Raw genomic sequence first — 24,297 nt, 5'->3', positions numbered from 1 at the left:
CTGACGGGGCGTTATGGGTTTCGGTGCAGGCGGCTCGCCAGCGCGGTCGCTCCGCGGGAACGCGCGGCGCTGATTCGCGGGGGAGTGGCCGCTCCGCCCCGCCTCGCTACTCGTCCGAGGCGCTCAGCAGGTAGTCGTTCGAGTCCGCCTCGGCCTCGAGTTCGTCCAGGTAGTCGTGCGCGTCCCGGAGGATTTCTCGGGGGCCGTCCTGCGTGATGGTGTTGAGCGCCTGCTCGTAGTCGCGCCACTGCAGGTCGCGGTGTTCGGTGGAGAGCTCCGCGGACGCCTCGAAGCTGTGCGCGATGAACAGGTGCACCGTCTTGTGGATGGTGTTCCCGCCCGCCTCGAAGACGTAGTCGTACTCCTTCCGGAAGCCGTCGATGAGTCTGAACTCCTCGATTCCTGCCTCCTCTGTCACTTCTCTGATCGCCGTCTGCTGAAGCTCCTCCTCGCCTTCGACCCCGCCCTTCGGGAACTCCCAGTCCCCAGGCCGGCTCTTCAGGAGTAAGTACTCCCTGTGGCCGCGGGTGTCGCGGAAGAGGATAGCTCCAGCACTGGTCGCTTCGACCGGCATTACCGAAAGGTAAGCCGTCGGCTGTTAAGAGGGTGTCGGAGCGTGCGACGAACCCGGGTTTTCCGGGGCGACGCCGCCGCACTCCGGGTGACTCTCCGGCTCGGCGTCAGACCGTCCCGCCGCGGCCGCGTCGATTTCCGTCGCGGTCGACCGGCCGTGTGACTGTCTCGCGCGCCCGGAGACGGTAGAATGCCTTTTAGGCCTCCGCTGCCCATATCCTCGACAACCCCCCAGCTCACACCATGCCATTCGTCACAAAACTCCGGTTCGAAAGCGGAGACCGGGACGCGCTCGACGACACCGTCGACGGACTCCGAACGATGCTCGAACGCAAAGGCGCGGAGTGTAAAGGCCCCCACACGGAGCCGACCGAACACGTCCGCGTCCCGCTGTCCGGGACGCTCTCGCCGGGCGACGACCTCGGCACGTGGAACTACGAGGTGTACTCCCGCAGCCTCGAAATCCACGGGAACGACCACATCGCCCGCGAGGTCGGCCACATGGACTTCCCGGACTCCGTCCACGTCGAAATCGAAGTGAACCGGAAGAAGCCACTCGGCCACAACAACTGACCCGGCCGCCGTGTACGTCCACGTCAACGCCGCGGTCTCCGTCGACGGGAAACTCTCCTCGCGCCGCCGCGAACAGGTCCGAATCAGCGGCGACGCCGACTTCGACCGCGTCGACCGCATCCGGGCCGCGGCGGACGCCGTCATGGTCGGCGTCGGAACCGTCCTCGCGGACGACCCGCACCTCACGCTCGACGAGGACGACCGGCGCGTCCAGCGGCTCCGAACGGGCCGCTCGGGGAACCCGGCGCGCGTCGTCGTCGACTCCGCGGCCCGAACCCCGACGGACGCGAGAATCCTCGACGACGAGGCGACGACGTACGTCGTGACGACCGGCGACGCCGACCCGGACGCCGTCGACGCGCTCGAAGCCGCCGGCGCCACCGTCATCCCAACTCCGACCGACCCCGACGGCCGCGTCGACGTCCGCGCCGCCCTCGACGCCCTCGAGGACGAAGGCGTCGACCGGCTGATGGTGGAGGGCGGCGGCGAACTCATCTTCTCGCTGTTCGCCGCCGACGCGGTCGACGAACTCACCGTGTTCGTCGGTTCGCTGCTCGTCGGCGGCCGCGACGCGCCGACGCTGGCCGACGGCGACGGCTTCGTCGACGACTTCCCGGCGCTGACGCTGACGGACGTCGACCGCGTCGACGACGGCGTCCTGCTCAGCTACGACGCGTAAATTTATCGCGGAAGCCGCGGCCAGCACCGCCGATGCAGTGACCTTCGACGCTCGTCGCCCGCGGCTGTGCGACTCGCCGACGAGCGCTGCCCGCCGGAGTCGCCTGTCCGCCACCCCCACCTCATCACCCGCTCCCACCTCCATCTGAGGCCGCCGATACAGCGCTAGCGCCGCTTCTCACGGCTGCGGAACGGTCGTGCGCCGACTCGGCACGGACGTACAACGGTTATCAGTACGACTCGCCAACGACCTGGTATGAGCAGCCAGACCGCCGCCGGCGAACCGGTGCACGTCGACAGCGAATCGCAGTTCGAAGAGCTCACCGGCGAAGGGCTCGTCCTCGTCGACTACTACGCCGACTGGTGTGGGCCCTGCAAGATGCTGGAGCCGACCATCGAGGAACTCGCCGAGGAGGTCGACGGGCTCACGGTCCTGAAAGTCGACGTCGACGAGTTCCAGGAACTGGCCGCCGACGCCGGCGTCCGCGGCATCCCGGCGCTGCAGTTCTACGTCGACGGCGAGGAGGCCGAACGGCTCGTCGGCGTCCAGGAGAAAGACGACCTGCTGAGCGTCATCGAGTCGCTTCGCTGAGCGACGCCGCCGGCAGTCCTTCTCGCGGCCGCCCCGCTACGTCCGCGGATCGAACGCCGAGACGAGCGCGTGATGCGCCGCGTCGTTCGACGCGAGCAGCCCCTCGGAGCCGGGCGTCCAGCGGTCGCCGTGGACGTCGGTGACGGCTCCGCCGGCGCTCCGAACGAGGTGGACGCCGCCGACGGTGTCCCAGTCGTTGAGCCGCACCGTCGAGACGGCGGCTTCGAGTTCGCCCGCCGCGACGCCGGAGAGCGCCGCCTGCGCGCTGCCGAGCCGCCGCAGGTCGCCGAACGACGACGTCACGGTGTCGACGACGTCGGTGAGTCCGCGGCGGTCCACCGGCGAGAGCCCGAAAATCGGGTTCACCAGGAACGACGCCGCGTCGGTGCGGTCGCTGGTCGTCGCGACCTCGCCGTTCCGCGTCGTGGTGTCGGCGGCGGCGTACAGGTCGTCGGTCGCGGGCGCGTAGTTCGCCGCCGCGACCGGCTCGCCGTCGACGCAGCAGGCGACGCTCGTCACCCAGTTCCGGTTCCCGGCGACGTAGTTGTTCGTGCCGTCGATGGGGTCGACGACCCACGCCGGCCCGGCCTCCGGAACCGACTTGAGCGCGTCCGCCTCCTCGCCGACTACCGGGTCGTCGGGGTAGTCCTCTGCGATGCGGTCGAACACGTCCTCCTGTACCGCCCTGTCGACCTGCGTCACCGAGTCCATCGGGCCGCCCTTCGTCTCCACCGACAGCGGCGACCTGAACGAGTCGAGTGCGAGCGCACCGCCGTGTTCGGCGGCGGCGACGCAGGTGTCGAGCCGCGCGTCGGCGTCCCCCGTGGTGTCGTTGGTCACGTCGGCGACCACGAACCGACGCGGTTTACGCGTTACTCGACGCGCGCCACGTCGACGTCGTGGCCCGTCTCGGCTTCGTGGTCGGCGACGACGGCGTCGGCCTCGTCCGCGGTCGCCACCAGTTCTTCCGCGGTGCACTCCCGGCAGACGACGTGAAACACCGCCTCGTCGGTCATGGTCGACGAGACGAGGAACAGCGACTTAATTGTTGAGAAACCAACGTGTGTGGTGGGCGTCCGACTCGTCGAGGCGGACGCCGTCGTGGCCGACTACGGCGTCTCTGCCGGTTCCACGTCGGCGTCAGCGTCCGCGTCGACGTCCGCGGCCCGCGACCGGGCGCGCTCGACGACGGACGGCGGCGCCTCGAACTCGACGTCGACGTGGTCGGCGTCGTACTCCTCGCGCTCGACGTGGCCGTTGTCGTGAATCCACGAGACGAGGCTCATCGCGTCGTCGGTCACCGGAAGCACCAGTCGCTCGCGTTTCCAGTCCGGGAGTTCCGCCTCGACGCGGTCGCGCAGCGACTCCACGTTCTCGCCGGTCAGCCCGGAGACGGCGACCGGGTTCGGTGCGAGCGCGGACAGCGCCTCCTGCTTCTCGCGGAGTTCCTCGTCGGTGAGCCGGTCGACCTTGTTGAACACGGTGACGAGCGGCGCCTCGTTCCGCTCGTACAGCGTGTCGTGGCTCGTCACGAGCTTCTCGCGGATCTCCTGGACGGGCTCGGAGGCGTCGACGACGAGCAGCACCAGGTCAGCGTGGTAGACGGACTGCAGCGTCGACTCGAACGACTCGACGAGCCAGTGCGGCAGGTCAGAGATGAACCCGACCGTGTCCGTCAGCAGGACGTCGCGCGTCCCGGTGTCGGCGCGGCGGGTCGTCGTCCCGAGCGTCGTGAACAGCTTGTCCTGCGACTCCGCCGTCGAGGCGATGTCGGGGTGCCGGTCGGCGTTCTCGTCGATGTCGAGGTCGGCGGCGAGCCGCCGCATCAGCGTCGACTTCCCGGCGTTCGTGTAGCCGGCGAGCGCGACGAGATCGAAGCCGGACTCGCGGCGCTGCTCGCGGCGCTCCTCCTCCTTCTCGGCGATGCTGTCGAGCTCGTCTTTGATGCGCGAAATCTGCGACTTGATGTCGCGTTCGCGCGACTCGTCGTACTCGCCGAGCCCCATGAAGCCGGGGCGTTCGTCGCGTTTCGCGAGGCTGGCTTTCACCTCCGCGCGCGGCAGTTCGTACCGCAGCTCCGCGAGCTCCACTTGCAGCTGCGCCTTCCGGGTCTGCGCGCGCTGCCCGAAGATGTCGAGGATGAGCGTGAACCGGTCGACGACCTCGACGCCGTCGGGCAGCTTCTGCCCGAGGTTGAACGTCTGGTACGGCCCGACTTCGTTGTCGATGATGAGGTAGTCGGCGTCCGTTTCGGCGACGAGCGCGGCGAGCTCGGACGCCTTCCCCTCCCCGAAGTGGAAGGCGGCGTCCTCCTCGCGCGTCTGCGTCAGCGTTGCAGCGACCTCGTAGCCAGCGGCTTCCGCGAGGTCGACGATCTCCGTGAGGTCCGCGTCGCCGCGGTCGACGCGCTGTGCGACGACGGCGGTCACGTCCTCACCTCCGCGTGTCCCGTCCATGTCGGTTGAGTCGTGTGTAGGTGCCGCTGACTGATACCTCCTTCCCACGTCTCGGGTGAGCGGGGCCGCGCTGCGACGCCGGCTGACGACTGCGCCCGGCGCTTAGCCTCCGGTACAGCCGCAGATTGCGGTCTGCAGGGTTGAACCCGGCGTCGTCGCGGATTCAGCGGGGCGTCCTCCACAAACCACTTAAGCGGAGGCGGCGCACCAGTGACCATGTTGGACGTGGCGGCGCTCCAGATTCAACTGGACTTCAAGCAGCTCGGCATCGAGTTCGGGTCCGGCGCGGTCATCGGCGGCATCATCGGCTTCGCGGCGAAGAAGGTCGCGAAGCTCGTCGCCGTCATCGTCGGGCTCGAACTCGCGCTGTTCAAGTTCCTCGAATCGCGCGGAATCATCACCGTCGACTGGGAGAAGCTGACCGCCGGCTTCGTGAAAGCCAGCCAGGACGCCGCCTCCGGGACCCCGCCCGGCTGGCTCCAGACCCTCCTGTCGACGCTCTCCGTCTCCGCCGGCTTCACCGGCGGCTTCTTCGTCGGCTTCAAGCGCGGATAACGCCGGCCGCCGGCGACGACGCGGCCTGTTTTCGCGGTGTTCTACGAGACCCTCGCGGTCAGCGCGCGCCAGCCCCGACGGTACACCAGCAGGTACGCCGCCGGCGCGGTCACGGCGAGCGAGCCGGCGGCCCAGACGCCCTGCGTCACCGGGTCCGGCGGCGCGACGACCGCAGCGAGTACGACGGCGCAGAAGGACGCGACGGCGACGCTGCCGGCCGCGCGCTGAGTCCGCGACGGCGGCGAGTCGCGGTCGCCGTAGGCGGACCGCCTGAGCCAGTACCAGACGCCGACGAACGAGACGAACACGGTCGCGGCTCCGAGGACGGCGGCCGCGTCGGTGCCGCGCGCGTCGGCGTCGAGATACACCCAGTAGCCGAACGACGCGGCGCTCGCGGCGACGAGCAGCGCCGTCGCGGCGAACAGCAGGACGGCGGCGAGATGGAGGGCCATCGTGAGTCGGGGCTCGGCGAGTCGGATTCGTTACCGCGTCTGTATCTCGTCTTCTTCCTTGACGATGCGGGTCTCGGCTTCGCCGCTGGACACCTCGTTCGCGAGGTCGAAAAACTCGTTCTGGAGGCCGGCCGGGAACGTGACGACGCCGACCCACGAGCCGTCGGCCTGCCACTCCTCCCGTTCGAGGTCGCCGAATTCGCGGATCTTCGCCTGACCGCTACCGGCGTGCTCCGGCGGTAACTGCACCGCGACGGTCACCTCGTCGAACCGAATCGGAATCACCGGCCGGAGCGCGTCGAGCGCGTCGTCCACCTGGTTCTCCACCGGCTCCATCGGGTCGACCGTGAACCCGGCCTCCTCGAGCGCCCGCTCGATGCGCTCGGGCGGGTGCGGCGCGTCGTCCATCTGCGGATTCACGGCGTTCCGGACGATGGTGTTGATGAGGTTCTTCCGCTTCTGCTCTTGCATCTCGCGGCGCTGCTCCGCCGTGATCTGTATCTCGCCGCGCTCGATGACCTCCGGGATTATCTCCATCGGGTCGGTCGTCCCGAACACCTCCTCGACGTCCTCCTCGGGCGGTCGGTCGCCGCGCGAGGCGTTCTCGAAGACGTCCTCGGCGGCGATGACGTCCTCCAGGTCGCCGTCGAACTCGCCGCGCTTGATCGCGAGCGCCGCGTCCGGGTCGACCAGCACCTCGAACCGCGTCCCGTGCGATTCCAGTCGCGCCGTCACGGCCTCGTCGAGCGAGATCATGGGTGATGGTTCGCCCCCCGTGAGTAAAAGGTATCTGCCGACGCCGACGGCGCGTCACCGGGACACGGCGACGAGCTCCGCCGACCGGTCGCGTTCGACGCCGACGAACACTCGCCGGTCGCCGACCAGCGGCGCGGTGTACACCTCCGACCCGACGGGTCTGCTCCAGCGGCGCTCGCCGGTCGCCGCGTCCAGCGCCGCCAGTGTGCCGTCGGCGACTCCGACGAAGACGCGGTCGCCGGCGGCTGCGGGCGTCGTCGTCGCGGAGCGCGCTTCGGGCGCGGGGAGCCGCGTCCGCCACAGCGGTTCGCCGCCGGCGAGGTTGTACGCCAGCACGCCGGCGTCGGCGTCCCACGAGTCCACTTTCGGCATGTCGCTGCCGACCGCGACGGAGACGGTTCCGTCGGCGACGGCGACGCCGTTCGCGTAGTCCGGGAGGACGTGTCGCCAGCGGCGTTCGCCGGTCGCGGCGTCGAACGCGGCGACCGCGCCGCCGGCAGCGACGGCGGTCGAACCGCTCGAGGCGAGTGTCGGGTGGCCGGCCCCGGCGGTGTCCCAGTCGTCGCTCGCTGTCCACCGGACGGTCCCGTCGCCGTTCAGCGCCGCGAGCGGCCCGTCGAAGTCGGCGGCGACGAGGACCGACCCGGCGGCGACGACGTCGGTGGCGGCGCTGCCGCCGTCGTCGGTGACCCAGTTGTCGGGCGTCGTCCCCCACGCGACGGCGCCGTCGGCGGCGTCGACGGCGAGCACGCCGTGACCCTCTCGGTTCTGGCCGCCGACGACGAGCCCGTCGAGGGCGGCGAACGGCATGAACCCCTCCTCGCCGGCGACGCTCCACACCGTCGTCCCGTCGGGCCGGTAGCCGGCGCGGTTCTCCCCGAACGCGTCGCCGACGACCGCGACGCCGTCGGCGATGACTGGTCCGGTCGTCGCGTGGTTGAAGAACGGGCCGTTCGAGTCCCAGAGTCGCTCGCCGTCGACGGCGAACGCGACGAGGTCGTGTTCGCCCATCGCGAGCACGCGGTCGCCGACCCGGACGAGCGGGGAGTTCACGTGGCCGACGGAGGCCAGCGGGGTTCGCCACGCGACCGGCGGGGCGCGGAGGCGACGACGAACCCCGGCACAGCCGGCGGTCGCGGCAGCGGCGGCTGACGCGCCGGCGAGCGCCAGGAAGCGGCGTCGGCTCGGCGCGCCGGCGTCTGCCGGTTCGTTGGAGGGCATTGATCTCGGGGTCGCTATCCGCGGAGAATAAGCCTTGTGTCGCTACTCCGGGACGGACTTCTCTTTCGCGACGACCTCGACGTCCGTGATTCGGGTGTCTGGGTAGCCGCCGTCGGCGTCCTTCTCGGCGGCCTTCACCATGTCCCAGACGACGTTGAGCCCGGTCGTGACGCCTTCGAGCGCCTCCATCTCGCAGCCGGTCTTCCCGGTGGTCTCGACGGCGACCGTGAGCGCGATTCGGTCGTCGCGGACCGCGAAGTCGGTGTCGACGTTCGTTATCGGAATCTGGTGGCACATCGGAATCGTCTCCCACGTGTGCTTGACCGCCTGCACGGCGCCGACCCGCGCGGTCGCCAGCACGTCGCCCTTCCCCACGTCGTCGCCGCGGACGGCGTCGACGGTGGACGGCGACAGCCGGATTTCGCCGCGAGCCTCCGCGCGCCGCGCCGTGTCCGGCTTGTCGCCGACGTCGACCATCTGGACGTCGCCGGACTCGTCGGTGTGGGTGAGGTCGGCGTCGCCGGTGTTGCCGGAGCCGGGTTCGTCCGCGCCGTCGTCGGTCATGCGTCCGCCTCCGTCTCCGCTTGCTCGTCGCGGAGCGCGTGCGGGATTCGGTCGATGAGGTCGGTGGCGACGAGGCCGTAGCCGGACTCCTCGACGGCGGCGTCGCCGGCGCGGCCGTTCGCGTACGCGGCGACGGCGGCGGCGTGCAGCGGCGGCTGCGTGGCGGCGAGCGCGCCGGTGACGCCCGCGAGGACGTCGCCGGTGCCGCCGACCGTCATCCCCGGGTTGCCGGTGCGACCCACGCGGACCGTCTCGCCGTCGGAGACGACGTCGTAGGCGCCCTTCACGAGCAGCGTGTGGCCGAGGTCGGCGGCGAACTCGCGGACGAGGTCGGCGCGCTCGCGCCAGTCCGCGCTGGTCTCGCCGCCCATCTTCCGGAGTTCGCCCTGGTGGGGCGTACAGACGAGCGTCGCGTCCGTGTCGACGTCGGGGACGACCTGGAGCGCGTCCGCGTCGACGACGGCGGTGCCGTCGAACTCGGCGAGGAAGCCGCGGACGGCGTCGAGCGTCGCGTCCGCGTCGCCGAGGCCGGGGCCGAACACGACGGCGTCGTGGCCGGCAGCGAGTTCGCGGAGCCGGTCGAGGTGCGGCGGCGCGAGGTGGTCGCCGGCGAACGACCGGACGATGAGGCTCTCGTCGAACCCCTGCACCTCGCGGGCGACGGCGTCGGGGCAGGCGACCCTGACGAGGTCCGCGCCGGCGCGGAGCGCGGCCCGCGCGGCGAGCGTCGGCGCGCCGGTGTACGGGCCGCCGCCGACGACCAGGACTTCGCCGTGGTCGCCCTTGTGGCTCTGCGGGTCGCGGGTCAGCGGCCGCAGGTCACCGGGGCCGACGAACAGTTCGGCGGCCTCCGGGATACCGATGTCGCGGACTTCGACGGCGGCGTCGAGCGCGTCGAGCCCCGGCTTCTCGTCGTGGAACGTGACGACGGCGTCGGCGTCGACGGCGGCGCCCGCGGCGTCACCGGTGTCGGCGTCGACGCCGGAGGGGACGTCGACCGACAGCACCGTCGCGTCGGCGTCGTTGATGGCCGCGGCGGCGGTCGCCTCCGGTTCGCGGAGCGCGCCGGTGACGCCGGTGCCGAGCATCGCGTCGACGACGACGTCGGGGTCGTGGAGCGCGAACGCCCGGGAGTCGGCGCAAGTCTCGGCGTCCAGTTCGGCGGCGCGGAGCACGTCCCAGTTCTCGCGGGCGATGCGCGTCGAGATGGACTCCGGGCGGCCGAGCAGCACGACGCGGACGTCGTACTCGCGGAGGAACCGCGCGGCGACCATCGCGTCCCCGCCGTTGTTGCCGCGGCCGCACACCAGCGTCACCGACGCGCCCGGGTCGGCGCGGCGCCGGACCGCGGCGGCGACGGCGTTCCCACTGGACTCCATCAGCTTCGAGCGCGGCACGCCGAGCGCCGCGGCGTTCCGGTCCACCATCGCCATCCGGTCGGACGAAATCATGCAGTCGGTACCTCGTTCGTCGGGGGACGCCGTAAGCCCAGCGGGCCCGCCCGGGTCCGCTGGGTTCGACTTCACTGGCACGCCCGTTTCGCCCTGCACACCGTCGGCGTCGGCGCAGCGCGCGCTACCGAGTGGTGAGAACTCGACGGTGAACGCCGCCGACTCGCGACGGATTCACGGTCAGCGGCGACGAAGCCGTCGATCCGTCGAAAATCCGGTCGGTATCCGGGGGGTCGCGTCGAATCTTGCCCGAAACATTTAGTTAGTGTGTGTGAAACGTACCCCCATGTCAGGTCTGCTCCCGACGGATGTCGCCGACGAGCAGTCGGAGTCGTCGGACGGCGAAGCGGTCGACACGGGAGCGACGCCCGCAGACGTCGCCGCGGACGCGTCGACGGACACGTCGACGGACGCGGACGAAGACGCCGGCGTGGCGTCCGCGGAGCCCGGCGGCTCGTCCACGGAGCCGGAGACCGCAGCCAGCGACGCGGCGCCGGCCGGTGCCGCGGACGGCGACATCCGCGTGTGCTGGCTCGACGACGACGACGCCGACACGCTCATCGGCGCGCTCTCGTCGGGGACCGCCCGCACCCTGCTTTCGGCGCTGCACGACTCGCCGTCGACGGCGTCCGAGCTCGCCGACGCCGCCGACACGTCGGTCCAGAACGTCCGCCACCACCTCGGCAACCTCCAGGACGCGGGGCTGGTCGAGGACGCCGGGACGCGGTACTCGGTGAAGGGCCGGGAGATGACGGTGTACGCGCCGGCGGACGAGCGCGTCGTCGTCGCCGTCGGCAACGACACCGACCGGTCGTCGTTTCTCGACTCACTGAAGGGGCTCATCGGGACGCTCGCGGTGCTCGGCGTCGGCGCGGCCGCCGTCGAATGGGCGTTCGGCCTCGGCGCCGTCTCGCTGACCGGCCCCGCGTCGGCGCCGCGCGTCGGCGACGCGGTCTCGTCCGTGTCGACCGGTCCGCTGCTGGGGCTGGTGTCGCCCGGCGCCGCCTTCATCGCCGGCGGACTGCTCGTCCTCGCGACCGTATTCGTCGCCAACCGTCTCCGCGCGGAGTGACAGCATGGGAGCCGCGTCGCCGACCGACCCGCAGCCGTTCGGCGTGACTCTGCCCGGGCCATGAGTCGCCGCATCGCCGCCGCGCTTCTGGTGGTGTTCGTCGTCGCGAGCGGCGGCCTCGGGAGCGCCGCCACGGCGCACCCGGCGGTCGCCTCGACCGGCGTTCACGACGCCGGAATCGTCGACGGCGACGGCTACCCGCTGATCCAGGCGGGCGCCGGTGCCACCGCCCCCGACGACGCCCTCGACAACGCCGCCGGCAGCGCGGTCCGCGGCGACGCGGCCCCCGAACCGCGACGCTCGGCGGGGGGCGCCGTCGGAGCCACCGACGACGGCGACTCCGGCGAACAGGTGCGGGTCGGCGTCATCGGCAGCGAGTTCCGCGGACGGCCGGACGCGCTCACGGATCGGGTCAGCGCGGTGCGGCGGCTGAATCCGCGGTTCATGGGCTTTCAGGGCGGTCCGAGCCACGACACCGCGGTCGCCGAAATCGTGGCGCGTCAGACCGAGTCCGCCGACCTGTATCTCGCCGCGGTCGGCCACAGTCCGACGCCGAAGACGTACAGCCGCGCCGTCGAGTGGCTGGTCGCGAACGACGTCGACGTCATCGTCGACGCGGGCAGCTACTTCCCGCGGACCGCCGACGGGATGGACCGAATCGCGGCGGCCGCCGAGAACGCCACCGACAGCGGCGTCGTGTTCGTCACGTCGGCCGGGAACTACGCGCAGCGGCACTGGCGCGGCCAGCCCGCCTCCGACGGCTGGGCGTCGTTCGCACCCGGGACGCAGGTGAACCGGCTCGGGAACGGCACCGTCTCGGGGCGCGTCACGCTGCGGCTGTACTGGGAGGCGGACACCGACTACGACCTGTACCTCTACCGGGACGTCCCCGGCCCGAACGACCGGCTGGTCCGGAAGTCAACGCGGACGGACGGCCACGCAGAATCCATCGACGCGGCGGTGCCGCGCGGCCACTACTACGTCGCCGTCCACGCCGCCGACGAGCCGACCGGCCCGGTCGACCTGTTCGCGGCGCACCACCGGCTCGCGTACGCCGGCGCCGAAGGCAGCGCGGTCGCGCCGGCGACCGTCAACGGCGTCATCGCGGTCGGCGCGGTCACCGCGAACGGCGGGCTCCGCGCGTACAGCTCCACCGGCGCCGACGTGACGACGACCGACGGCGTCCAGACCCGGTCGACCGGACAGTTCCGCGGCACGTCGGCGGCCGCCCCCGTCGTCGCCGGCACCGTCGCCGCGATGGAGTCGTCCGGGTCGTCGCTCACGCCGGCGGAGGTCGAGCGCATCCTGGAGCGGACCGCCGACGGCGCCCGAGACTGCGTCGACCCCGCCGCCGCCGTCGCCGCCGCGAGAGCGAACACGTCCGCAGCCCGGCCGTAACGGCCGGGAATCGGGTGAGTCGGCGAGCCGAGCAGCCGCGCCGTCGAGACCGTCCGAGTCGCCTGGGCTGTCTAGGCCGTCTGCGTCGTCCACGCCATCGACGCTGTCCGGGCCGTCCGAGTCGTCCGCGCCGCCCAAACCATTACGTCTCGGGCGGCAGAGGCTGCGGTGAACCGTGACCGACGAGACGCCGGGGCCGCCGCGGCAGGTCGCCGAGCGAATCGAGGAGTACTGGGGGTGGGCTACGGTCGCCCTGTTCCTGCTGATTACGGTCGACATGCTGACGACGATGTACGCGGCGGCGGTCGTCGGCGCCGACGCGGAGTCGAACCCGGTGACCGCGTGGCTGCTCGCCCAGCCGGTGTGGCTGCTGGTCGGCGTCAACCTCGCGGCGGTCGTACTCGCCGCCGTCGTCTTCCACGGCCTCATGGAGACGTACCGAGTCACGCCGCCGCGCGTCCGGCCGTACTTCGCGCTGCTCATCGAGGCGTGGCTCGGCGGCCTCGTCGCCGCCGGACTCGTCGTCTTCGCCAACAATCTGTCGGTCATCGTGCTCGGCGAGAGCCTGCTGTAGCCCGCGGTTCCACGGACCGTCCCGGTCCGTAACTTCAAGTCGCAAAGCGGGGCCATCGACGGACTGAAGCCGTGCCACGCGCGACCTACGCTGTGACCGAGGCCGAGGCCGAGGGCGACGCAGACTGGCGAGCCGTGTTCGGGCACCCCAGCCCGTACCCGGAGCAGGCCGACGGCATCGACGCCGCGGTCGACGCGGCCCGCGACGGCGGCTACCTGTCGCTGGAGGGCGCCTGCGGAACCGGGAAGACGATGCTGGCGCTCACCGCCGGCATCCACCTGGTCCGCGACCCCGACAGCGACTTCGAGCGCGTCGTCGTCCTGACCAGCGTCAAACAGCAGCTCCGGCAGTTCGAGGCGGACCTCCGCGCCATCAACGAGAACCTGCCGTCCGACTGGCGGCCCGTCTCCGGGCTGACGCTCGTCGGGAAGGCGGACGTCTGCCCGTACAGCCGCGAGCACGCCGCCGGCATCGACGACAGCACCGTCTACGAGCGCTGTGAAGGGCTCCGCGAACGCACCCGGAACCTCGTCGGCGAGGGCGGCGACGCCACCGCCGGCGCGCTCGTCGAGCAGGCGCGCCGCGCACAGACCGGTATCGCCGACACCGGCGAGGCCGGCGTGTCGTACCTCGAAACCGCCGGCGAGCCGACGCCGTACCTGCCGTCGATGCCGGAACACGGCGGCGGGGCGACCGGCGACGGCACCGAGTTCTGCCCGTTTTACGCGCAGTTCCTCGACGACCTGCCGGAGGACGGCGAGGCGGTGGAGGCGGTGCCGTTCGACTTCGCCGACCGCGGCCTCATCGACGCCGACGAACTGGTGCGGCTCTCCGCCGGCCACGGCACCTGCCCGCACTCGATGATGGGCGCCGTGCTCCCCGAACTGGAGGTCGTCATCGGGAACTACTACCACGCGTTCGACCCGACGACAGCCGGCAGCTTCACCGGGGCGCTGCTCGACGACGCCACGTTCGTCGTCTGCGACGAGGCGCACATGCTTGAGCCGCGCGTCCGCGACCTCGTCTCCGACGGCGTCGGCGACGCGACGCTCCGCGACGCCGAGAACGAACTGACCCGCGTCATCCAGCCTGTCGAGTTCGAAGACGACGGGAAGCGAGCGAACGGGACGACCGACGCGGAACTGGTGCGCGGCGAACTCGCCGACGCCGAAATCGGGCTGTCCGAACTGAAACTGACCCGCGACTTCATCCGCGACCTCCGCGAGGAACTGGACCGCCGCGTCACCGGCCACCTCGACGAGGCCCGGCCGGGGTGGCGCGCCGACCTGGCGGACCTCGACGACGACGAAATCCCGCTCCGAGACCCGTCCGAACCGGGCGAAGACGACGTCTCGAAGTGGGCGTCCGACGCCGGCTACGGCGAGAAGGTGTGGGCGCACGCCGAGCAGGTGGGCGCCGTCGTCGGCCGCATCCTGAACGAGGCCGAAGAGGAGGACCGCAAGCGCGCCGCTCCGGCCGCCGGCCGCCTGCTGAACAAGTGGTACCGGCTCGACCACGCGTCGTACTTCCGGGAAATCGAACTCGACCGGACGTGGGACGAGACGGAGCCGCCTGACTCGTGGCGGCGCGCGTACAACGCCCACCTCGCGCTGCACAACTGCGTCCCGGCGGACGCCATCGGGGAACGGCTCTCCGAGTTCGGCGGCGGCGTCCTGATGTCCGCGACGCTCGCGCCGCTGGACGTGTTCCGCGAGGTGACCGGGCTGAACTACCTCGAATCCGAGGGGCGGCCGGTCGTCGAACGGACGTACGGACTCGGGTTCCCCGAGGAGAACCGGGCGTCGTTCGCGGTGGACGCGCCGAAGTTCACGTACGGGAACCGCGGCGCGCCGGGCGAAGAGAACGAGACTCGGCGGCTGCACGCGGACGCCGCCGCGGAGGTCGCGCGGGCGACGCCCGGGAACGTCCTCGTCGGGATGCCGAGTTACGGCGAGGCCGAGTGGATGGCGGGCGTCCTCGACGACCGCCTGGACCGCCCGGTGCTGCTCGACGAGTCCAGCCGAGACGACGCGACCGAGGAGCTGAAATCGGCGTTCTTCGCCGGCGACGCGAAGGTGCTCGTCACCAGCATCCGCGGCACGCTCACCGAGGGCGTCGACTACGAGGGCGACAAGCTCTCGGCGGCCGTGGTGTGCGGCGTCCCCATCATCAACACGTCGTCGCCGCGCACCCAGGCCGTCCGCACCGCCTACGACCGCGAGTTCGGCGACGGCTTCGAGGTGGCGCTGACGGTCCCGGCGGTCCGGAAGGCCAGGCAGGCCATCGGCCGGGTCATCCGCGGCCCCGAGGAGGTCGGCGTCCGCGCGCTCGTCGACGCCCGGTACGCCCGCGAGTCGTGGGACTCCGTCCGCGAGTACTTCCCCGAGTACGACCGCGAGGAGTTCCAGCCGGTCAGCCCCGACATGCTCCGGTTCGGCCTCGACCGCTTCTGGGACGAACACCGCTAGCCCGCCTCCGTCCCCCGCCCGCGGCCCGCCGGATTTTTGCGGGGTCGCTGTAACGCGGACGCATGCAGATTCGCGAGGCCCGCCGCGGCGACGCGGCCGCCGTCGCGTCGCTCGCCCGGACGGCCTGGCACGCCGCCTACGGCGACTTCCTGTCGGCGGAGGCCATCGACGCCACCGTCGACGCCTGGTACGACCCGTCGGAACTGCGCCGCGACATCTCCGGCGACGGAACGTTCCTCGTCGCCGACGCCGACACCGCCTCCCACGGTGACGAGCAGGAGTCCGCTGTCTCCGCCGCCGACTCGGACGACGCTGGCGATGCGTCACTCGTCGGGTTCGGCCACGCGCGGTACTCCTCCGGCGTCGGAAACGTCGTGCTTCGGCGGCTGTACGTCCACCCCGACGAGTGGGGGTGCGGCGTCGGCACGGCGCTGCTCGGCGAACTCGCGCGGCGCTTCCGCGCCGACGGCCACAGCCGGCTGTCGGCGGTGGTGCTCGCCGAGAACGACGTCGGCCTGTCGTTTTACGACTCGCACGCCTTCGAGGAAATCGGTCGGCAGACCACGTCGTTCGCGGGAGAGGAGCACGACGAGTGCATCGTCGCCGCGTCGCTCGCCGACCTCACGGACCTCGGACCAGTGTAGCGGTGCGCGGAACACGGCCGGCTGCCGGCGCCGGTCGAATTGGGCCAGGGGCGCCCGGGGCGCCGGCGGCGCGGTGTGCCGGCGACGGTGGGGTTAAGTCGACGCGAACCGGTCACACGGACATGCCCATCCAGATCCGTCGGCCGACCGAGCGCACCTGCGAGCGCTGCGGGCGCGAGGAGCGCTGGGACGAGGACGACGAGACGTGGCACATCGACGGCGACGCCGGCGACGTCTACTGCATCCACGAGTGGGACATCAACGGGTCGTTCGTCCCGTTCGCCGAGGACGACACCGAGGAGTGACGGCGGCCGCAGCCAGTCAGTCGCAGCCAGTCAGTCGTCCTGTTCTCCGTCGGTGCCTGCGTCGGCGCCGGCGCGCCGCAGAACCCTGTCGAGCACCGCGAGCGTCCCGTCCATGAACCCTTCGTCGAGGACGTGGTCGGCGGCCCGCTTCGCGGTGTCGTCGGCGTTCGCGGGCGCGTAGCTCTCCCCGACGGCTTCGAACATCGAGGCGTCGTTCTCGCTGTCGCCGACCGCGACGAACGCCGCGGTGTCCCGGCCGAGCACCTCGGCGGCGTCCCGGAGCGCGCGGCCCTTGCTGACGCCGCGGGAGGTGAGGTGGTAGGCGTACTGCGTGTCGAGGAAGCCGAGGTCGAACTCGTCGGCGATTTCGCGGAGCAGCGCCTCGTCTGCGGTCTGCCGCGCCGCGACCTCCGTCTCCCGCCACCGGTTCGTCGTGTCCGCCGGCCCCCACCCGAGGTCGCCGCCGCGCTCCTCGAAGGCGGCGACGGCGCGCCGGACCTGCTCGGGGTCGCCCTCGAACCGGACGTGGCCGTCGACGCAGAGCACGCCGCCGTTCTCCGCGACGACGCGCTCCGGGATGCCCATGAAGTGACACAGCGCCACCGGGTACGGGAACGCCTTCCCGGTCGCGAGCACCACCGGCGCCGGCCACTGCGGCAGCACCTCGAACGCGCGCGGGTCGACCGCGTGGCTCGGCGTCGTCAGCGTCCCGTCGATGTCGAGCGCGAGCGGCGGCAGCCCCGCGTCGTCGTCGGGCGCCGGGAGGTCGTCGACCGCGGGGTCGCCGCCAACGGAATCGTCGGTGTCGAGGTCGGCCATTCGTGGCGGAAACTCCGGGTGGCTGGCGCAAAGAGGCGTCGGTGTCGCGGCTCAGCACCGCCGCGGCGACTCAGACGGTGTCGCTTCCGTCGCCGCCGTCGTTGTCGGCGCCGTCTCCTTCGCCGTCGTTGTGGCCGTCGTCGTCGGCGCGGCCTGCGCCGGACGCGTCCAGTTCGTCGAACAGGGCGGCGACGCGGTCGCGGATGTCGTCGCGGATGGCGGCGACCGCTTCGGGGTCGGCGCCGTCGGGGTCGTCGAGCCCCCAGTCGCGGTTGTCGCCGCTCCACGTCGCCGGGCAGACCGACGCGGCGTCACAGCCCATCGTGACGACGTAGTCGCAGTCGGCGAGGTCGTCCGGCGTGACTTCGCGCGGCGTGCGGTCCGAGAGGTCGACGCCGACGTCGCGCATCGCCGCGACGACCTCGTCGTGGACGCGGTCGGCCGGGTCGGTGCCGCCGGTGACGACGTCGACGCGGCCGCGCAGGCCGCGGTCGGCGACCGCCTGCTCGGCGAACGCAGTCGCCATCTGCGACCGGCCGGCGTTCTGGACGCAGACGAACGCCACGCGGACCGGCTCGTCTCCGGCTCCTGTCGTCGAGCCGTGCCCGGATTCGTCTGCGGCTTCGCTCGCTGGCTCGTCAGTCGGAGTAGGCAACGTCGCTCACCTCCGTGGAGTCCGGGAACAGCCGGGACTTGGTCGCGAGCGCGACGCGGACGAGCGCCAGCATCACCGGCACCTCGATGAGCGGGCCGACGACGGTGGCGAGCGCGGCGTCGCTGGCGACGCCGAAGACCGCGACGGCGACGGCGATGGCGAGCTCGAAGTTGTTCGAGGAGGCCGTGAACGCCACGCTGATGGCTTCGGTGTAGTCGAAGCCGAGGAGTGCGGCGGCGCCGTACGCGACCGCCCACATGCCGGCGAAGAAGACGAGCAGCGGCGCGGCGATGAGCGCGATTTCGCCGGGGTTCGCGACGATGTAGTCGCCCTTCAGCGCGAACATCACGACGACGGTGAACAGCAGCCCGAGCAGTCCGAGCGGGGAGACGCGCGGGACGAACCGGTCGTAGTAGGCGTCGCGGCCGACGGTGCGGAACGCGACTTTCTGCGTGAGGTAGCCGAGCAGCAGCGGGAGACCGAGGAAGACGGCGACGGTCTGCGCGATGAGCGAGACGCTGACGTCGACGACGGTTCCCTGCAGCAGCGTGAGGAAGACGAAGGCGTACGGGACGAACAGCGCGATCTGCAGCAGCGAGTTCACGCCGACGCAGACGGCGCACAGCTCCTGGTTGCCGGCGGCGAGCTGGTTCCAGACGAGCACCATCGCGATGCAGGGCGCGATGCCGACGAGGACGAGGCCGGTGACGTAGCCCGGGTGGCCGGCGAGGAACAGCGTCGCGAGCCCGTACATGACGAACGGCGCGACGAGCCAGTTGAACCCGAGCGTTAGCGCGATTTCGCGGCGCGCGGTCCGCGTCACCGCGGGGACGCGCCCGTAGTCGATCTCGGCCATGATGGGGTAGATCATCACGAACAGCCCGACGGCGATGGGGAGGCTGGTGCCGTTGACGGTGACGGCGTTCAGCAGGTCGGCGACGCCGGGGAAGACGGAGCCGACGCCGACGCCGACGGCCATCGCGACTGCGATCCACAGCGTCAGGTAGCGGTCGAGGACGCCGATTCCGTCACTCATCCGCGCCCTCGGGTTCGTCGTCGACGCCGGAGCCGCGGGTCTCGTCGAGCGCCTCGACGAGCGCGTCGGCGCGGGCGGTGGTGCCGTAGTAGCGCCACTTCCCGTCCTTGCGGCGGGTGAGCAGGCCGGCGTCGGTGAGTTCGGAGAGCGCGTGGCTCACCGCGGACTCCGAGACGTCGACCAGCGGCGCGATTTCGCAGACGCAGCGGTCCCCGTCGGAGACGTGGAGCAGCCGGACGATCGTGTAGCGGGTGTCGCTGCCGAGCGCGGCGAGCACGCGGCTGTCGGCCGCGGCGGTCCCGGCGTCGGCGTCGTCCGCGAGCCCGCGGAGTTCGGCCAGTCGGTCGTCGAGGTCGGCGTCACAGCAGTCGCCGAGTTCGTCGGCGACGAGCCGTTCGAGCCGCTCGGTCGAGGAAGCCATCACTGAACAGTTGCAGAACTGTTCAGATGAACCTACCGATCCGTCGGTGTCGCGCGTCGGACTCGACCGGGAGAGTCAATCCGCCGCCAGACGAACCGGGGGCCGTGTTCCGGTACTACTTCGGCGTGACCGCGTGGCGACGCCGGCTCCGCCGCATCGTCGTCGGCGTCGGCGTCGCGGCGGGCGGCGTCGCCGCGGGCACCGTCGTCGGCACGCGGGCGGCGTACGTCGCCGGACTGGTCGCGGTGTTCGGCGGCCTCTGGTACGCGCAGGCGGCGCTGAAGCCGCTGTTCGTGCCGGCGCCGTGGACGCCCGCGGCGTGGCGGTACGGGCCGCTCCGGCACGCGCTCGACGTCGCCGACGCGGACCGGTGGCTCGACGTCGGCACCGGCACGGGCCGGTCGCTCGTCGGCCTCGCCGAATCCCGCGACGAGAACGCCCCGGAAGCCGCCGGTGACCGGTGGCCCGCCGACGTGACCGCCGTCGACGACTTCGACCGGTTCGGCGTCGGGCCGCTCGGACGCGACGCGGCGACGCGCGCCGAACGGAACGCCGAGACGGCCGGCCTGTCCGTCGACGCGGTCCGCGGCGACCCGTCGCGGCTCCCCGTCGAATCGGGGTCGCAGGACGTCGTCACGGCGTGCGGCGTGCTCTCCGAACTGGACGAACCCGCAGCGGAAACCGCGCTGTCGGAGGCGAGACGCGTCCTCCGCGATGACGGTCAGTTCGGCGTGCTGGCGGCGCCGGGACGCCGCGGCGGCGAAGCCGACGCCGCGGACCCGCTGGCGTACTGGAGCGACGCGCTCGAATCCGCCGGCTTCACGGTCGACGTGAGCGGCGCCGTGAGCCGCGGCGACGCCCGGTACTGCTACCTGGCGTGCTCCGTGGGGTCGCGATGAATCCGGAAAAGTCAGTGAATCCGGTCCGGGTCAGTCCTCGGCGTCTTCGTCGTCGGTGCGGGCGACGTGAATCGTCACGGGGACGCCTTCGACCTCCCACTCGGTGGTGATGTCGAAGTCGGCGTCTGCGGGCGGTTCGCCGACGACGAGGTCGGTGGCGCGGACCTCCTCGGCGACGTGGTCCGCGTGCTCGTCGACGAACCCGGCGACCCGGTCGTCGTCGACGTCGACGGCCACGCGGATGCGCTCGTCGACGTCGAGGTCGAGGTCCTTCCGGGTCTCCTGAATCCGCCGGACGACGTCGCGGGCGTACCCCTCGGACTCGATGTCCTCGGTGAGTTCGGTGTCGACGTAGACGGTGCCGCCGTCGAACTCGGCGGAGACGACGCCGTCGGGCGCCTGCGACCGGAACTCGACCATCTCGTCGTCGAGGCTGTACGTCTCGCCGTCGACCGTCACCGTCAGATCGCCGTCGGCTTCGAGGTCGTCGCGGGCCGCGCCCTGAATCGCCTCCATGACGCGCTGGGCGTCGCCGCCGAACGCCGGGCCGAGCGCCGACATGACGGGCGACGCGACCTCGACGAGTTCGCCGTACGACTCGGTGACGTCGACGCGGCGAGCGTTCACGCGGTCGGCGAGCAGGTCGCGGAGGTTGTCGACGCCCTCGCGGACCGCGTCGTCGTCGGATTCGACCACGACGCGCGTGACGGGCCAGCGGAGCTTCCGTTCGGCGCGCTGCCGGGCGTTCGCCGCGGCCTCCTCGACGTCGCGCAGCACCGCCATGTCGCGTTCGAGCGTCTCGTCGCGCAGCGTCTCGTCGACCGTCGGCGCCGCCAGCGCGTGCACCGTCGCGGCGTCGCCGTCGAGGTGCTGGTACATCCGCTCGGTGAGGTACGGCGCGTACGGCGCGAGCAGCCGCGTCGTCTCTTCGAGCACCGTCGCCATCGTCGCGTAGGCGGCGCGCTTGGACGCGGAGTCCTCGTCCTCCCACATCCGCTCGCGGATGGCCTTCACGTAAAAGCGGGAGACGTCGTCGGTGACGAACGCGAGCAGCGCGTTCAGCGCGTCGTCGACCTCGTAGTCCTCCCACGCCGCCTCGACGTCGGCTTTCACGGTCTGCAGCCGGCTCAGCACCCACTCGTCGACGACCGTGAGTTCGCCGTCGTCCAGATCGGCGTCGGCCGGGTCGTAGTCGTCGAGCGCCATGTACGGCAGCGGGAACTTGAAGACGTTCCAGAGGATGTTGAGCGTGGACTGCATCTCGTGGAGGCCGTCCCACTCGAACGCGAGGTCCTGCCCCTGCTGTTCGTGGCTGAGCAGGTAGCAGCGCAGCGGGTCGCGTCCCACCTCGTCGATGGCCTCCTCCGGCTCGACGATGTTGCCGCGGGACTTGCTCATCTTCGTGCCATCGCCGAGCGTCGTGAAGCCGTGCATCAGCACCGACTCGTACGGCGACTCGCCGAGCGCCGCGGTGCCCATGCCGAGCTGCGACCAGAACCAGCCGCGGGTCTGGTCGTGCGCCTCGATGATGAGGTCTGCGGGCCACAGCTCGTCGAACGCCTCCTCGTCGCCGGGGTAGCAGATGGTGCCGAGGGTGGCGACCGACGAGTCGAACCAGACGTCGAAGACGTCCGGGACGCGCTCGTAGGTCGTGCCGTCCTCCGTGATGGTGAGGTCGTCGACGGAGGGCCGATGGAGGTCGAGCGTCTCCGGGTCGACGTCCTGGTCGGCGCGCTCGGCGAGTTCGTCGCGGGTGCCGACGACGATGAGGTCCGACGGGTCGGGGTCGTCGACGCCCTCTGGGACCCAGATGGGGAGCGGGATGCCCCAGTAGCGCTGCCGGGAGACGTTCCAGTCGGGTGCCTCCTCGACGAAGTTCCGGAAGCGGCCCTCGCGGGCGGAGTGCGGGTGCCACTCGGCGTCGTCGATGTTGTCGAGCAGCTCGTCTTTGATCTCGGTGATGCGGATGAACCACTGGTCGGTCGCGAGGAACACGATGGGCGTGTCACACCGCCAGCAGTGCCCGTAGCTGTGCGTGTGGGTGTCCGACGCGAGCAGCAGCCCCTTCTCGTCGAGGTCCGCGATGATGTCGTCGTTGGCGTCGCGGACGAACTCGCCGGCGTACGCGCCCGCGGCGTCGGTGTAGACGCCGTCGCCGCCGACCGGGCAGAACGCGTCCAGCCCGAGCTCCTGGCCGCGCTCGAAGTCCTCCTGGCCGTGGCCGGGCGCGGAGTGCACGAGGCCGGTGCGGTCCGCCTCGACGTAGTCGGCGGTGTACACCTGCCCGGCGCCCTCGAACTGCGGGTACTCCGCGACTTCGTCGGCGAGCGGGTGGTCGTACTCCCAGCCGACGAGGTCGTCGCCGTCGTACTCCGCGACGACCTCGTAGTCGTCGTAGCGGCCGCGCGAGAGCGCGTCCTCGACGCACGACTCCGCGAGGAACAGCGTCTCGGTCTCGCCGTCTCTGGTCGCGCGGACCTCCTGGTAGGTGAGGTCTGCGGCGACGGCGACGAACGTGTTCGCCGGGATGGTCCACGGCGTCGTCGTCCAGATGACGAGGCTGCCGTCGCGGTCGCTGAGCGGGAACTTCACGTAGATGGACGGCGACTCGATGTCCTCGTACTCGACTTCGTTGTTGGCGATTGCGGTCTCACACCGCGGGCACTGCGAGATGGCGCGCTTCCCCTGCTCGACGAGGCCGCGGTCGTGGACCTGCGAGAACGCCCACCACGCAGACTCCATGTACTCCGGGTCGATGGTCTGGTACGGGTCGTCCCAGTCCATCCAGGCGCCGACGGACTGGAAGTCCTCGTCCATGTTCTCGCGGTTCCGGACGGCGAACTCCCGGCACTCCTCGATGAAGTTCTCCATCCCGAACTCCTCGATGTCCTGTTTCGTGTCGAAGCCGAGCTCCTGCTCCACCTTCGTCTCGATGGGTAGCCCGTGCATGTCGTAGCCGGGGCGGTCGGCGACGTCGTACCCCTGCATCCGCTTGTAGCGCAGCACGGCGTCTTTCAGCGTCTTGTTCCACGCCGTCCCGAGGTGCATCTGGCCGGTCGTGTACGGCGGGCCGTCGACGAAGAAGAAGTCGGGGTCGTCGGCGTGCGCCTCCGTCGCGGCCTCGTAGGCGTCGGCCTCGTCCCAGTAGGCGTCGACGTCGGACTCCACCGCCTCCGGCGCGTACTGGTCCGGGAGGTCTCGGTCGTTCATACTGACTCGGAGTCTCCGGGCGCATATCAAAACGGTGGTCCTGCAGCGGCGCGCGTCGGCACGGAAGCGGCACGCCGCGTCGCCGCCGGGTCGCCGACGCGCCACCGCCGAGTCGCCGCCGCGGTTTTCAGCCGTGATACGCCGAGGTGAGGAACTAAGCCGCCGGCCGCGACACCGCGACCCGTGAGCGACAGCGACGACACGGGCGACGGGCCGGGCGACGACCCGGCCTGGACAGTAGACGACGCGGACCGGGCGGCGGACCGGGACGCGGGGGATGTGGACGCGGCGGACGTGGACCCGGACGGCACTCCGGCGGCCGACGTCGACGCGGCGGCCGACGACGACGGCGTGCTCGACCCGGACGACATCGACCTCACCGGCCGCGACGAAGTCGACGTCCGCGGGGACGGCCGCTACGTCATCTCCACCGAGGGCGGCGAGGACCGCGTGTCGACCGCGGACAGCGGCGTCGACGCCGCCGGCGACACGGAAACGGCCGAATCCGCGGCAGCACCCCCCGGCGGCGCTGACGGCGACGCCGGCGTCGGTGACCGGGCCGACGAGGACTCCCCGGCGTCTGCGCTGGCCGCCGAACTGGACGGGCTCTCGGCGGCGCACGCGCTCGGACTGGCGGCGAAGACGCCGGACGGGACCGACTCGGTGCAGGTCGCCGCGGACGACCCGGCGGTCGTGGTCGAGACGGCGCTCCGGTGGTACGCGCGCCGCGTCGACCCGGACGGCGACCCGAGCGGAACGGTTCAGCGGCTCCTCCGCGACGCGGACCTCGGCGGCGAGACGGCGAACGGAGCGGACGGCAGGTCGGCGGCCGACGCCGACGAAAACGGCACGTAGACCGCGAGCGCAACGACGATTCTCTGAACGATCGCTTCTCCGAGTACTTGCCGGCGACTCGGAAACGACG

General features: G+C 71.5%; 26 protein-coding genes. 12 read left to right on the top strand and 14 right to left on the bottom strand.

All coding sequences use genetic code 11. From position 1 onward, the window contains the following. Nucleotides 1–106: 106 nt before the first annotated feature. Entirely contained in the window at nt 107–574 is a 468-nt protein-coding gene (locus ACQUS7_RS12080; protein WP_435125137.1) for a bis(5'-nucleosyl)-tetraphosphatase, read from the bottom strand. Nucleotides 575–816: 242 nt separating this feature from the next. Here ACQUS7_RS12080 and ACQUS7_RS12075 point away from each other — a divergent pair, with 242 nt between their 5' ends. The 3 genes from ACQUS7_RS12075 (at nt 817) to trxA (ending at nt 2,416) form a co-directional block, all read left to right on the top strand. Continuing rightward, nucleotides 817–1,146: a 30S ribosomal protein S10 gene (locus tag ACQUS7_RS12075; RefSeq protein WP_435125138.1), complete on the top strand. Its 330-nt coding sequence runs from the start codon at nt 817–819 to the stop codon at nt 1,144–1,146. 10 nt (nt 1,147–1,156) lie between these two features. Continuing rightward, on the top strand, nt 1,157–1,825 hold the full coding sequence (locus tag ACQUS7_RS12070; protein WP_435147318.1) for a 2,5-diamino-6-(ribosylamino)-4(3H)-pyrimidinone 5'-phosphate reductase: 669 nt from the start codon (nt 1,157–1,159) through the stop codon (nt 1,823–1,825). A gap of 255 nt (nt 1,826–2,080) precedes the next feature. Beyond that, nucleotides 2,081–2,416 carry a thioredoxin gene (gene trxA, locus ACQUS7_RS12065; RefSeq protein ID WP_435125142.1) on the top strand — a complete coding sequence of 112 codons (336 nt, stop codon included), beginning with the start codon at nt 2,081–2,083 and terminating at the stop codon, nt 2,414–2,416. Nucleotides 2,417–2,452: 36 nt separating this feature from the next. Here trxA and ACQUS7_RS12060 read toward each other — a convergent pair whose 3' ends face one another. From ACQUS7_RS12060 to hflX, 3 genes are all read right to left on the bottom strand, one after another. Further along, entirely contained in the window at nt 2,453–3,256 is an 804-nt protein-coding gene (locus ACQUS7_RS12060) for an inositol monophosphatase family protein (RefSeq protein WP_435147316.1), read from the bottom strand. Between the two features lie 32 nt (nt 3,257–3,288). Next, on the bottom strand, nt 3,289–3,432 hold the full coding sequence (locus ACQUS7_RS12055) for a hypothetical protein (protein ID WP_435147314.1): 144 nt from the start codon (nt 3,430–3,432) through the stop codon (nt 3,289–3,291). A 93-nt stretch (nt 3,433–3,525) separates the two neighbouring features. Further along, the gene (gene hflX / locus ACQUS7_RS12050; protein WP_435147312.1) at nt 3,526–4,872 is read right to left on the bottom strand and encodes a GTPase HflX; all 1,347 of its coding nucleotides are present in this window, start codon (nt 4,870–4,872) and stop codon (nt 3,526–3,528) included. Between the two features lie 216 nt (nt 4,873–5,088). On the opposite strand from hflX, the gene ACQUS7_RS12045 reads away from it, so the two are divergent. Continuing rightward, on the top strand, nt 5,089–5,427 hold the full coding sequence (locus ACQUS7_RS12045; RefSeq protein WP_435126106.1) for an FUN14 domain-containing protein: 339 nt from the start codon (nt 5,089–5,091) through the stop codon (nt 5,425–5,427). Nucleotides 5,428–5,468: 41 nt separating this feature from the next. Here the strand turns inward: ACQUS7_RS12045 and ACQUS7_RS12040 are convergent, their stop codons facing one another. The 5 genes from ACQUS7_RS12040 to ACQUS7_RS12020 are packed head-to-tail and all read right to left on the bottom strand — an operon-like array spanning nt 5,469 to nt 9,871. Continuing rightward, on the bottom strand, nt 5,469–5,879 hold the full coding sequence (locus ACQUS7_RS12040) for a DUF7534 family protein (protein WP_435125149.1): 411 nt from the start codon (nt 5,877–5,879) through the stop codon (nt 5,469–5,471). Nucleotides 5,880–5,909: 30 nt separating this feature from the next. Continuing rightward, on the bottom strand, nt 5,910–6,635 hold the full coding sequence (locus ACQUS7_RS12035; RefSeq protein ID WP_435125150.1) for a ribosome assembly factor SBDS: 726 nt from the start codon (nt 6,633–6,635) through the stop codon (nt 5,910–5,912). Nucleotides 6,636–6,689: 54 nt separating this feature from the next. After that, a complete protein-coding gene (locus tag ACQUS7_RS12030) occupies nt 6,690–7,856 on the bottom strand; it encodes a PQQ-binding-like beta-propeller repeat protein (protein WP_435147309.1) in 1,167 nt (388 codons plus the stop codon). A gap of 42 nt (nt 7,857–7,898) precedes the next feature. Then, a complete protein-coding gene (gene moaC / locus ACQUS7_RS12025) occupies nt 7,899–8,420 on the bottom strand; it encodes a cyclic pyranopterin monophosphate synthase MoaC (RefSeq protein WP_435147307.1) in 522 nt (173 codons plus the stop codon). Then, the gene (locus tag ACQUS7_RS12020; protein ID WP_435147305.1) at nt 8,417–9,871 is read right to left on the bottom strand and encodes an NAD(P)H-hydrate dehydratase; all 1,455 of its coding nucleotides are present in this window, start codon (nt 9,869–9,871) and stop codon (nt 8,417–8,419) included. The genes moaC and ACQUS7_RS12020 overlap by 4 nt, the downstream gene beginning before the upstream one ends. Nucleotides 9,872–10,157: 286 nt before the next feature. Between ACQUS7_RS12020 and ACQUS7_RS12015 the strand changes: the two genes are divergently transcribed. The 6 genes from ACQUS7_RS12015 (at nt 10,158) to ACQUS7_RS11990 (ending at nt 16,332) form a co-directional block, all read left to right on the top strand. Next, a complete protein-coding gene (locus ACQUS7_RS12015; protein ID WP_435147303.1) occupies nt 10,158–10,943 on the top strand; it encodes an ArsR/SmtB family transcription factor in 786 nt (261 codons plus the stop codon). Between the two features lie 60 nt (nt 10,944–11,003). Further along, nucleotides 11,004–12,341, top strand: a complete 1,338-nt coding sequence (locus ACQUS7_RS12010; protein WP_435147301.1) for a S8 family serine peptidase — start codon at nt 11,004–11,006, stop codon at nt 12,339–12,341. 175 nt (nt 12,342–12,516) lie between these two features. Further along, the gene (locus ACQUS7_RS12005) at nt 12,517–12,915 is read left to right on the top strand and encodes a hypothetical protein (protein ID WP_435125162.1); all 399 of its coding nucleotides are present in this window, start codon (nt 12,517–12,519) and stop codon (nt 12,913–12,915) included. Nucleotides 12,916–13,007: 92 nt separating this feature from the next. After that, on the top strand, nt 13,008–15,383 hold the full coding sequence (locus ACQUS7_RS12000) for an ATP-dependent DNA helicase (protein WP_435147299.1): 2,376 nt from the start codon (nt 13,008–13,010) through the stop codon (nt 15,381–15,383). Nucleotides 15,384–15,445: 62 nt separating this feature from the next. Next, the gene (locus ACQUS7_RS11995) at nt 15,446–16,027 is read left to right on the top strand and encodes a GNAT family N-acetyltransferase (protein WP_435147297.1); all 582 of its coding nucleotides are present in this window, start codon (nt 15,446–15,448) and stop codon (nt 16,025–16,027) included. Between the two features lie 122 nt (nt 16,028–16,149). Beyond that, on the top strand, nt 16,150–16,332 hold the full coding sequence (locus ACQUS7_RS11990; protein WP_435125169.1) for an HEWD family protein: 183 nt from the start codon (nt 16,150–16,152) through the stop codon (nt 16,330–16,332). A gap of 30 nt (nt 16,333–16,362) precedes the next feature. On the opposite strand, the gene ACQUS7_RS11985 is transcribed toward ACQUS7_RS11990, so the two are convergent. The 4 genes from ACQUS7_RS11985 to ACQUS7_RS11970 all read right to left on the bottom strand — a co-directional run bounded on the left by ACQUS7_RS11985 (nt 16,363) and on the right by ACQUS7_RS11970 (nt 19,263). Next, the gene (locus ACQUS7_RS11985) at nt 16,363–17,151 is read right to left on the bottom strand and encodes an HAD-IIB family hydrolase (protein ID WP_435147295.1); all 789 of its coding nucleotides are present in this window, start codon (nt 17,149–17,151) and stop codon (nt 16,363–16,365) included. Nucleotides 17,152–17,221: 70 nt separating this feature from the next. Next, the gene (locus ACQUS7_RS11980; RefSeq protein ID WP_435147523.1) at nt 17,222–17,716 is read right to left on the bottom strand and encodes a low molecular weight phosphatase family protein; all 495 of its coding nucleotides are present in this window, start codon (nt 17,714–17,716) and stop codon (nt 17,222–17,224) included. 73 nt (nt 17,717–17,789) lie between these two features. Beyond that, nucleotides 17,790–18,842: an ACR3 family arsenite efflux transporter gene (arsB, locus tag ACQUS7_RS11975; RefSeq protein ID WP_435147293.1), complete on the bottom strand. Its 1,053-nt coding sequence runs from the start codon at nt 18,840–18,842 to the stop codon at nt 17,790–17,792. After that, the gene (locus ACQUS7_RS11970) at nt 18,835–19,263 is read right to left on the bottom strand and encodes an ArsR/SmtB family transcription factor (RefSeq protein WP_435147291.1); all 429 of its coding nucleotides are present in this window, start codon (nt 19,261–19,263) and stop codon (nt 18,835–18,837) included. Before ACQUS7_RS11970 ends, arsB begins: the two co-directional genes overlap by 8 nt. A gap of 104 nt (nt 19,264–19,367) precedes the next feature. Here ACQUS7_RS11970 and ACQUS7_RS11965 point away from each other — a divergent pair, with 104 nt between their 5' ends. Then, nucleotides 19,368–20,162 (top strand): class I SAM-dependent methyltransferase, encoded by a 795-nt coding sequence (locus ACQUS7_RS11965; RefSeq protein WP_435147289.1) that lies wholly within the window; start codon nt 19,368–19,370, stop codon nt 20,160–20,162. 30 nt (nt 20,163–20,192) lie between these two features. Here ACQUS7_RS11965 and ileS read toward each other — a convergent pair whose 3' ends face one another. Further along, nucleotides 20,193–23,372 (bottom strand): isoleucine--tRNA ligase, encoded by a 3,180-nt coding sequence (gene ileS, locus ACQUS7_RS11960; RefSeq protein ID WP_435147287.1) that lies wholly within the window; start codon nt 23,370–23,372, stop codon nt 20,193–20,195. Nucleotides 23,373–23,555: 183 nt separating this feature from the next. Here ileS and ACQUS7_RS11955 point away from each other — a divergent pair, with 183 nt between their 5' ends. Next, nucleotides 23,556–24,227, top strand: coding sequence for a DUF7500 family protein (locus ACQUS7_RS11955; protein ID WP_435147285.1), 672 nt, complete (start codon nt 23,556–23,558; stop codon nt 24,225–24,227). The last annotated feature ends 70 nt before the right edge of the window (nt 24,228–24,297 follow it).

The organism is Halobaculum sp. P14 (assembly GCF_051195155.1).
Taxonomy (GTDB): Archaea; Halobacteriota; Halobacteria; order Halobacteriales; family Haloferacaceae; genus JBNTKA01.
This window is presented reverse-complemented; position numbering and strand designations above follow the sequence as displayed.

What these genes read in the sequence shown, in the direction of transcription:
- hflX (WP_435147312.1), bottom strand. Translation starts at nt 4,872, where the DNA reads ATGGACGGGACACGCGGAGGTGAGGACGTGACCGCCGTCGTCGCACAG.
- ACQUS7_RS12055 (WP_435147314.1), bottom strand. Translation starts at nt 3,432, where the DNA reads ATGACCGACGAGGCGGTGTTTCACGTCGTCTGCCGGGAGTGCACCGCG.
- arsB (WP_435147293.1), bottom strand. Translation starts at nt 18,842, where the DNA reads ATGAGTGACGGAATCGGCGTCCTCGACCGCTACCTGACGCTGTGGATC.
- ACQUS7_RS12035 (WP_435125150.1), bottom strand. Translation starts at nt 6,635, where the DNA reads ATGATCTCGCTCGACGAGGCCGTGACGGCGCGACTGGAATCGCACGGG.
- ACQUS7_RS12075 (WP_435125138.1), top strand. Translation starts at nt 817, where the DNA reads ATGCCATTCGTCACAAAACTCCGGTTCGAAAGCGGAGACCGGGACGCG.
- ACQUS7_RS12040 (WP_435125149.1), bottom strand. Translation starts at nt 5,879, where the DNA reads ATGGCCCTCCATCTCGCCGCCGTCCTGCTGTTCGCCGCGACGGCGCTG.
- ileS (WP_435147287.1), bottom strand. Translation starts at nt 23,372, where the DNA reads ATGAACGACCGAGACCTCCCGGACCAGTACGCGCCGGAGGCGGTGGAG.
- ACQUS7_RS11970 (WP_435147291.1), bottom strand. Translation starts at nt 19,263, where the DNA reads ATGGCTTCCTCGACCGAGCGGCTCGAACGGCTCGTCGCCGACGAACTC.
- ACQUS7_RS11995 (WP_435147297.1), top strand. Translation starts at nt 15,446, where the DNA reads ATGCAGATTCGCGAGGCCCGCCGCGGCGACGCGGCCGCCGTCGCGTCG.
- ACQUS7_RS12030 (WP_435147309.1), bottom strand. Translation starts at nt 7,856, where the DNA reads ATGCCCTCCAACGAACCGGCAGACGCCGGCGCGCCGAGCCGACGCCGC.
- ACQUS7_RS11990 (WP_435125169.1), top strand. Translation starts at nt 16,150, where the DNA reads ATGCCCATCCAGATCCGTCGGCCGACCGAGCGCACCTGCGAGCGCTGC.
- moaC (WP_435147307.1), bottom strand. Translation starts at nt 8,420, where the DNA reads ATGACCGACGACGGCGCGGACGAACCCGGCTCCGGCAACACCGGCGAC.
- trxA (WP_435125142.1), top strand. Translation starts at nt 2,081, where the DNA reads ATGAGCAGCCAGACCGCCGCCGGCGAACCGGTGCACGTCGACAGCGAA.
- ACQUS7_RS12020 (WP_435147305.1), bottom strand. Translation starts at nt 9,871, where the DNA reads ATGATTTCGTCCGACCGGATGGCGATGGTGGACCGGAACGCCGCGGCG.
- ACQUS7_RS12080 (WP_435125137.1), bottom strand. Translation starts at nt 574, where the DNA reads ATGCCGGTCGAAGCGACCAGTGCTGGAGCTATCCTCTTCCGCGACACC.
- ACQUS7_RS11985 (WP_435147295.1), bottom strand. Translation starts at nt 17,151, where the DNA reads ATGGCCGACCTCGACACCGACGATTCCGTTGGCGGCGACCCCGCGGTC.
- ACQUS7_RS12045 (WP_435126106.1), top strand. Translation starts at nt 5,089, where the DNA reads ATGTTGGACGTGGCGGCGCTCCAGATTCAACTGGACTTCAAGCAGCTC.
- ACQUS7_RS12010 (WP_435147301.1), top strand. Translation starts at nt 11,004, where the DNA reads ATGAGTCGCCGCATCGCCGCCGCGCTTCTGGTGGTGTTCGTCGTCGCG.
- ACQUS7_RS12015 (WP_435147303.1), top strand. Translation starts at nt 10,158, where the DNA reads ATGTCAGGTCTGCTCCCGACGGATGTCGCCGACGAGCAGTCGGAGTCG.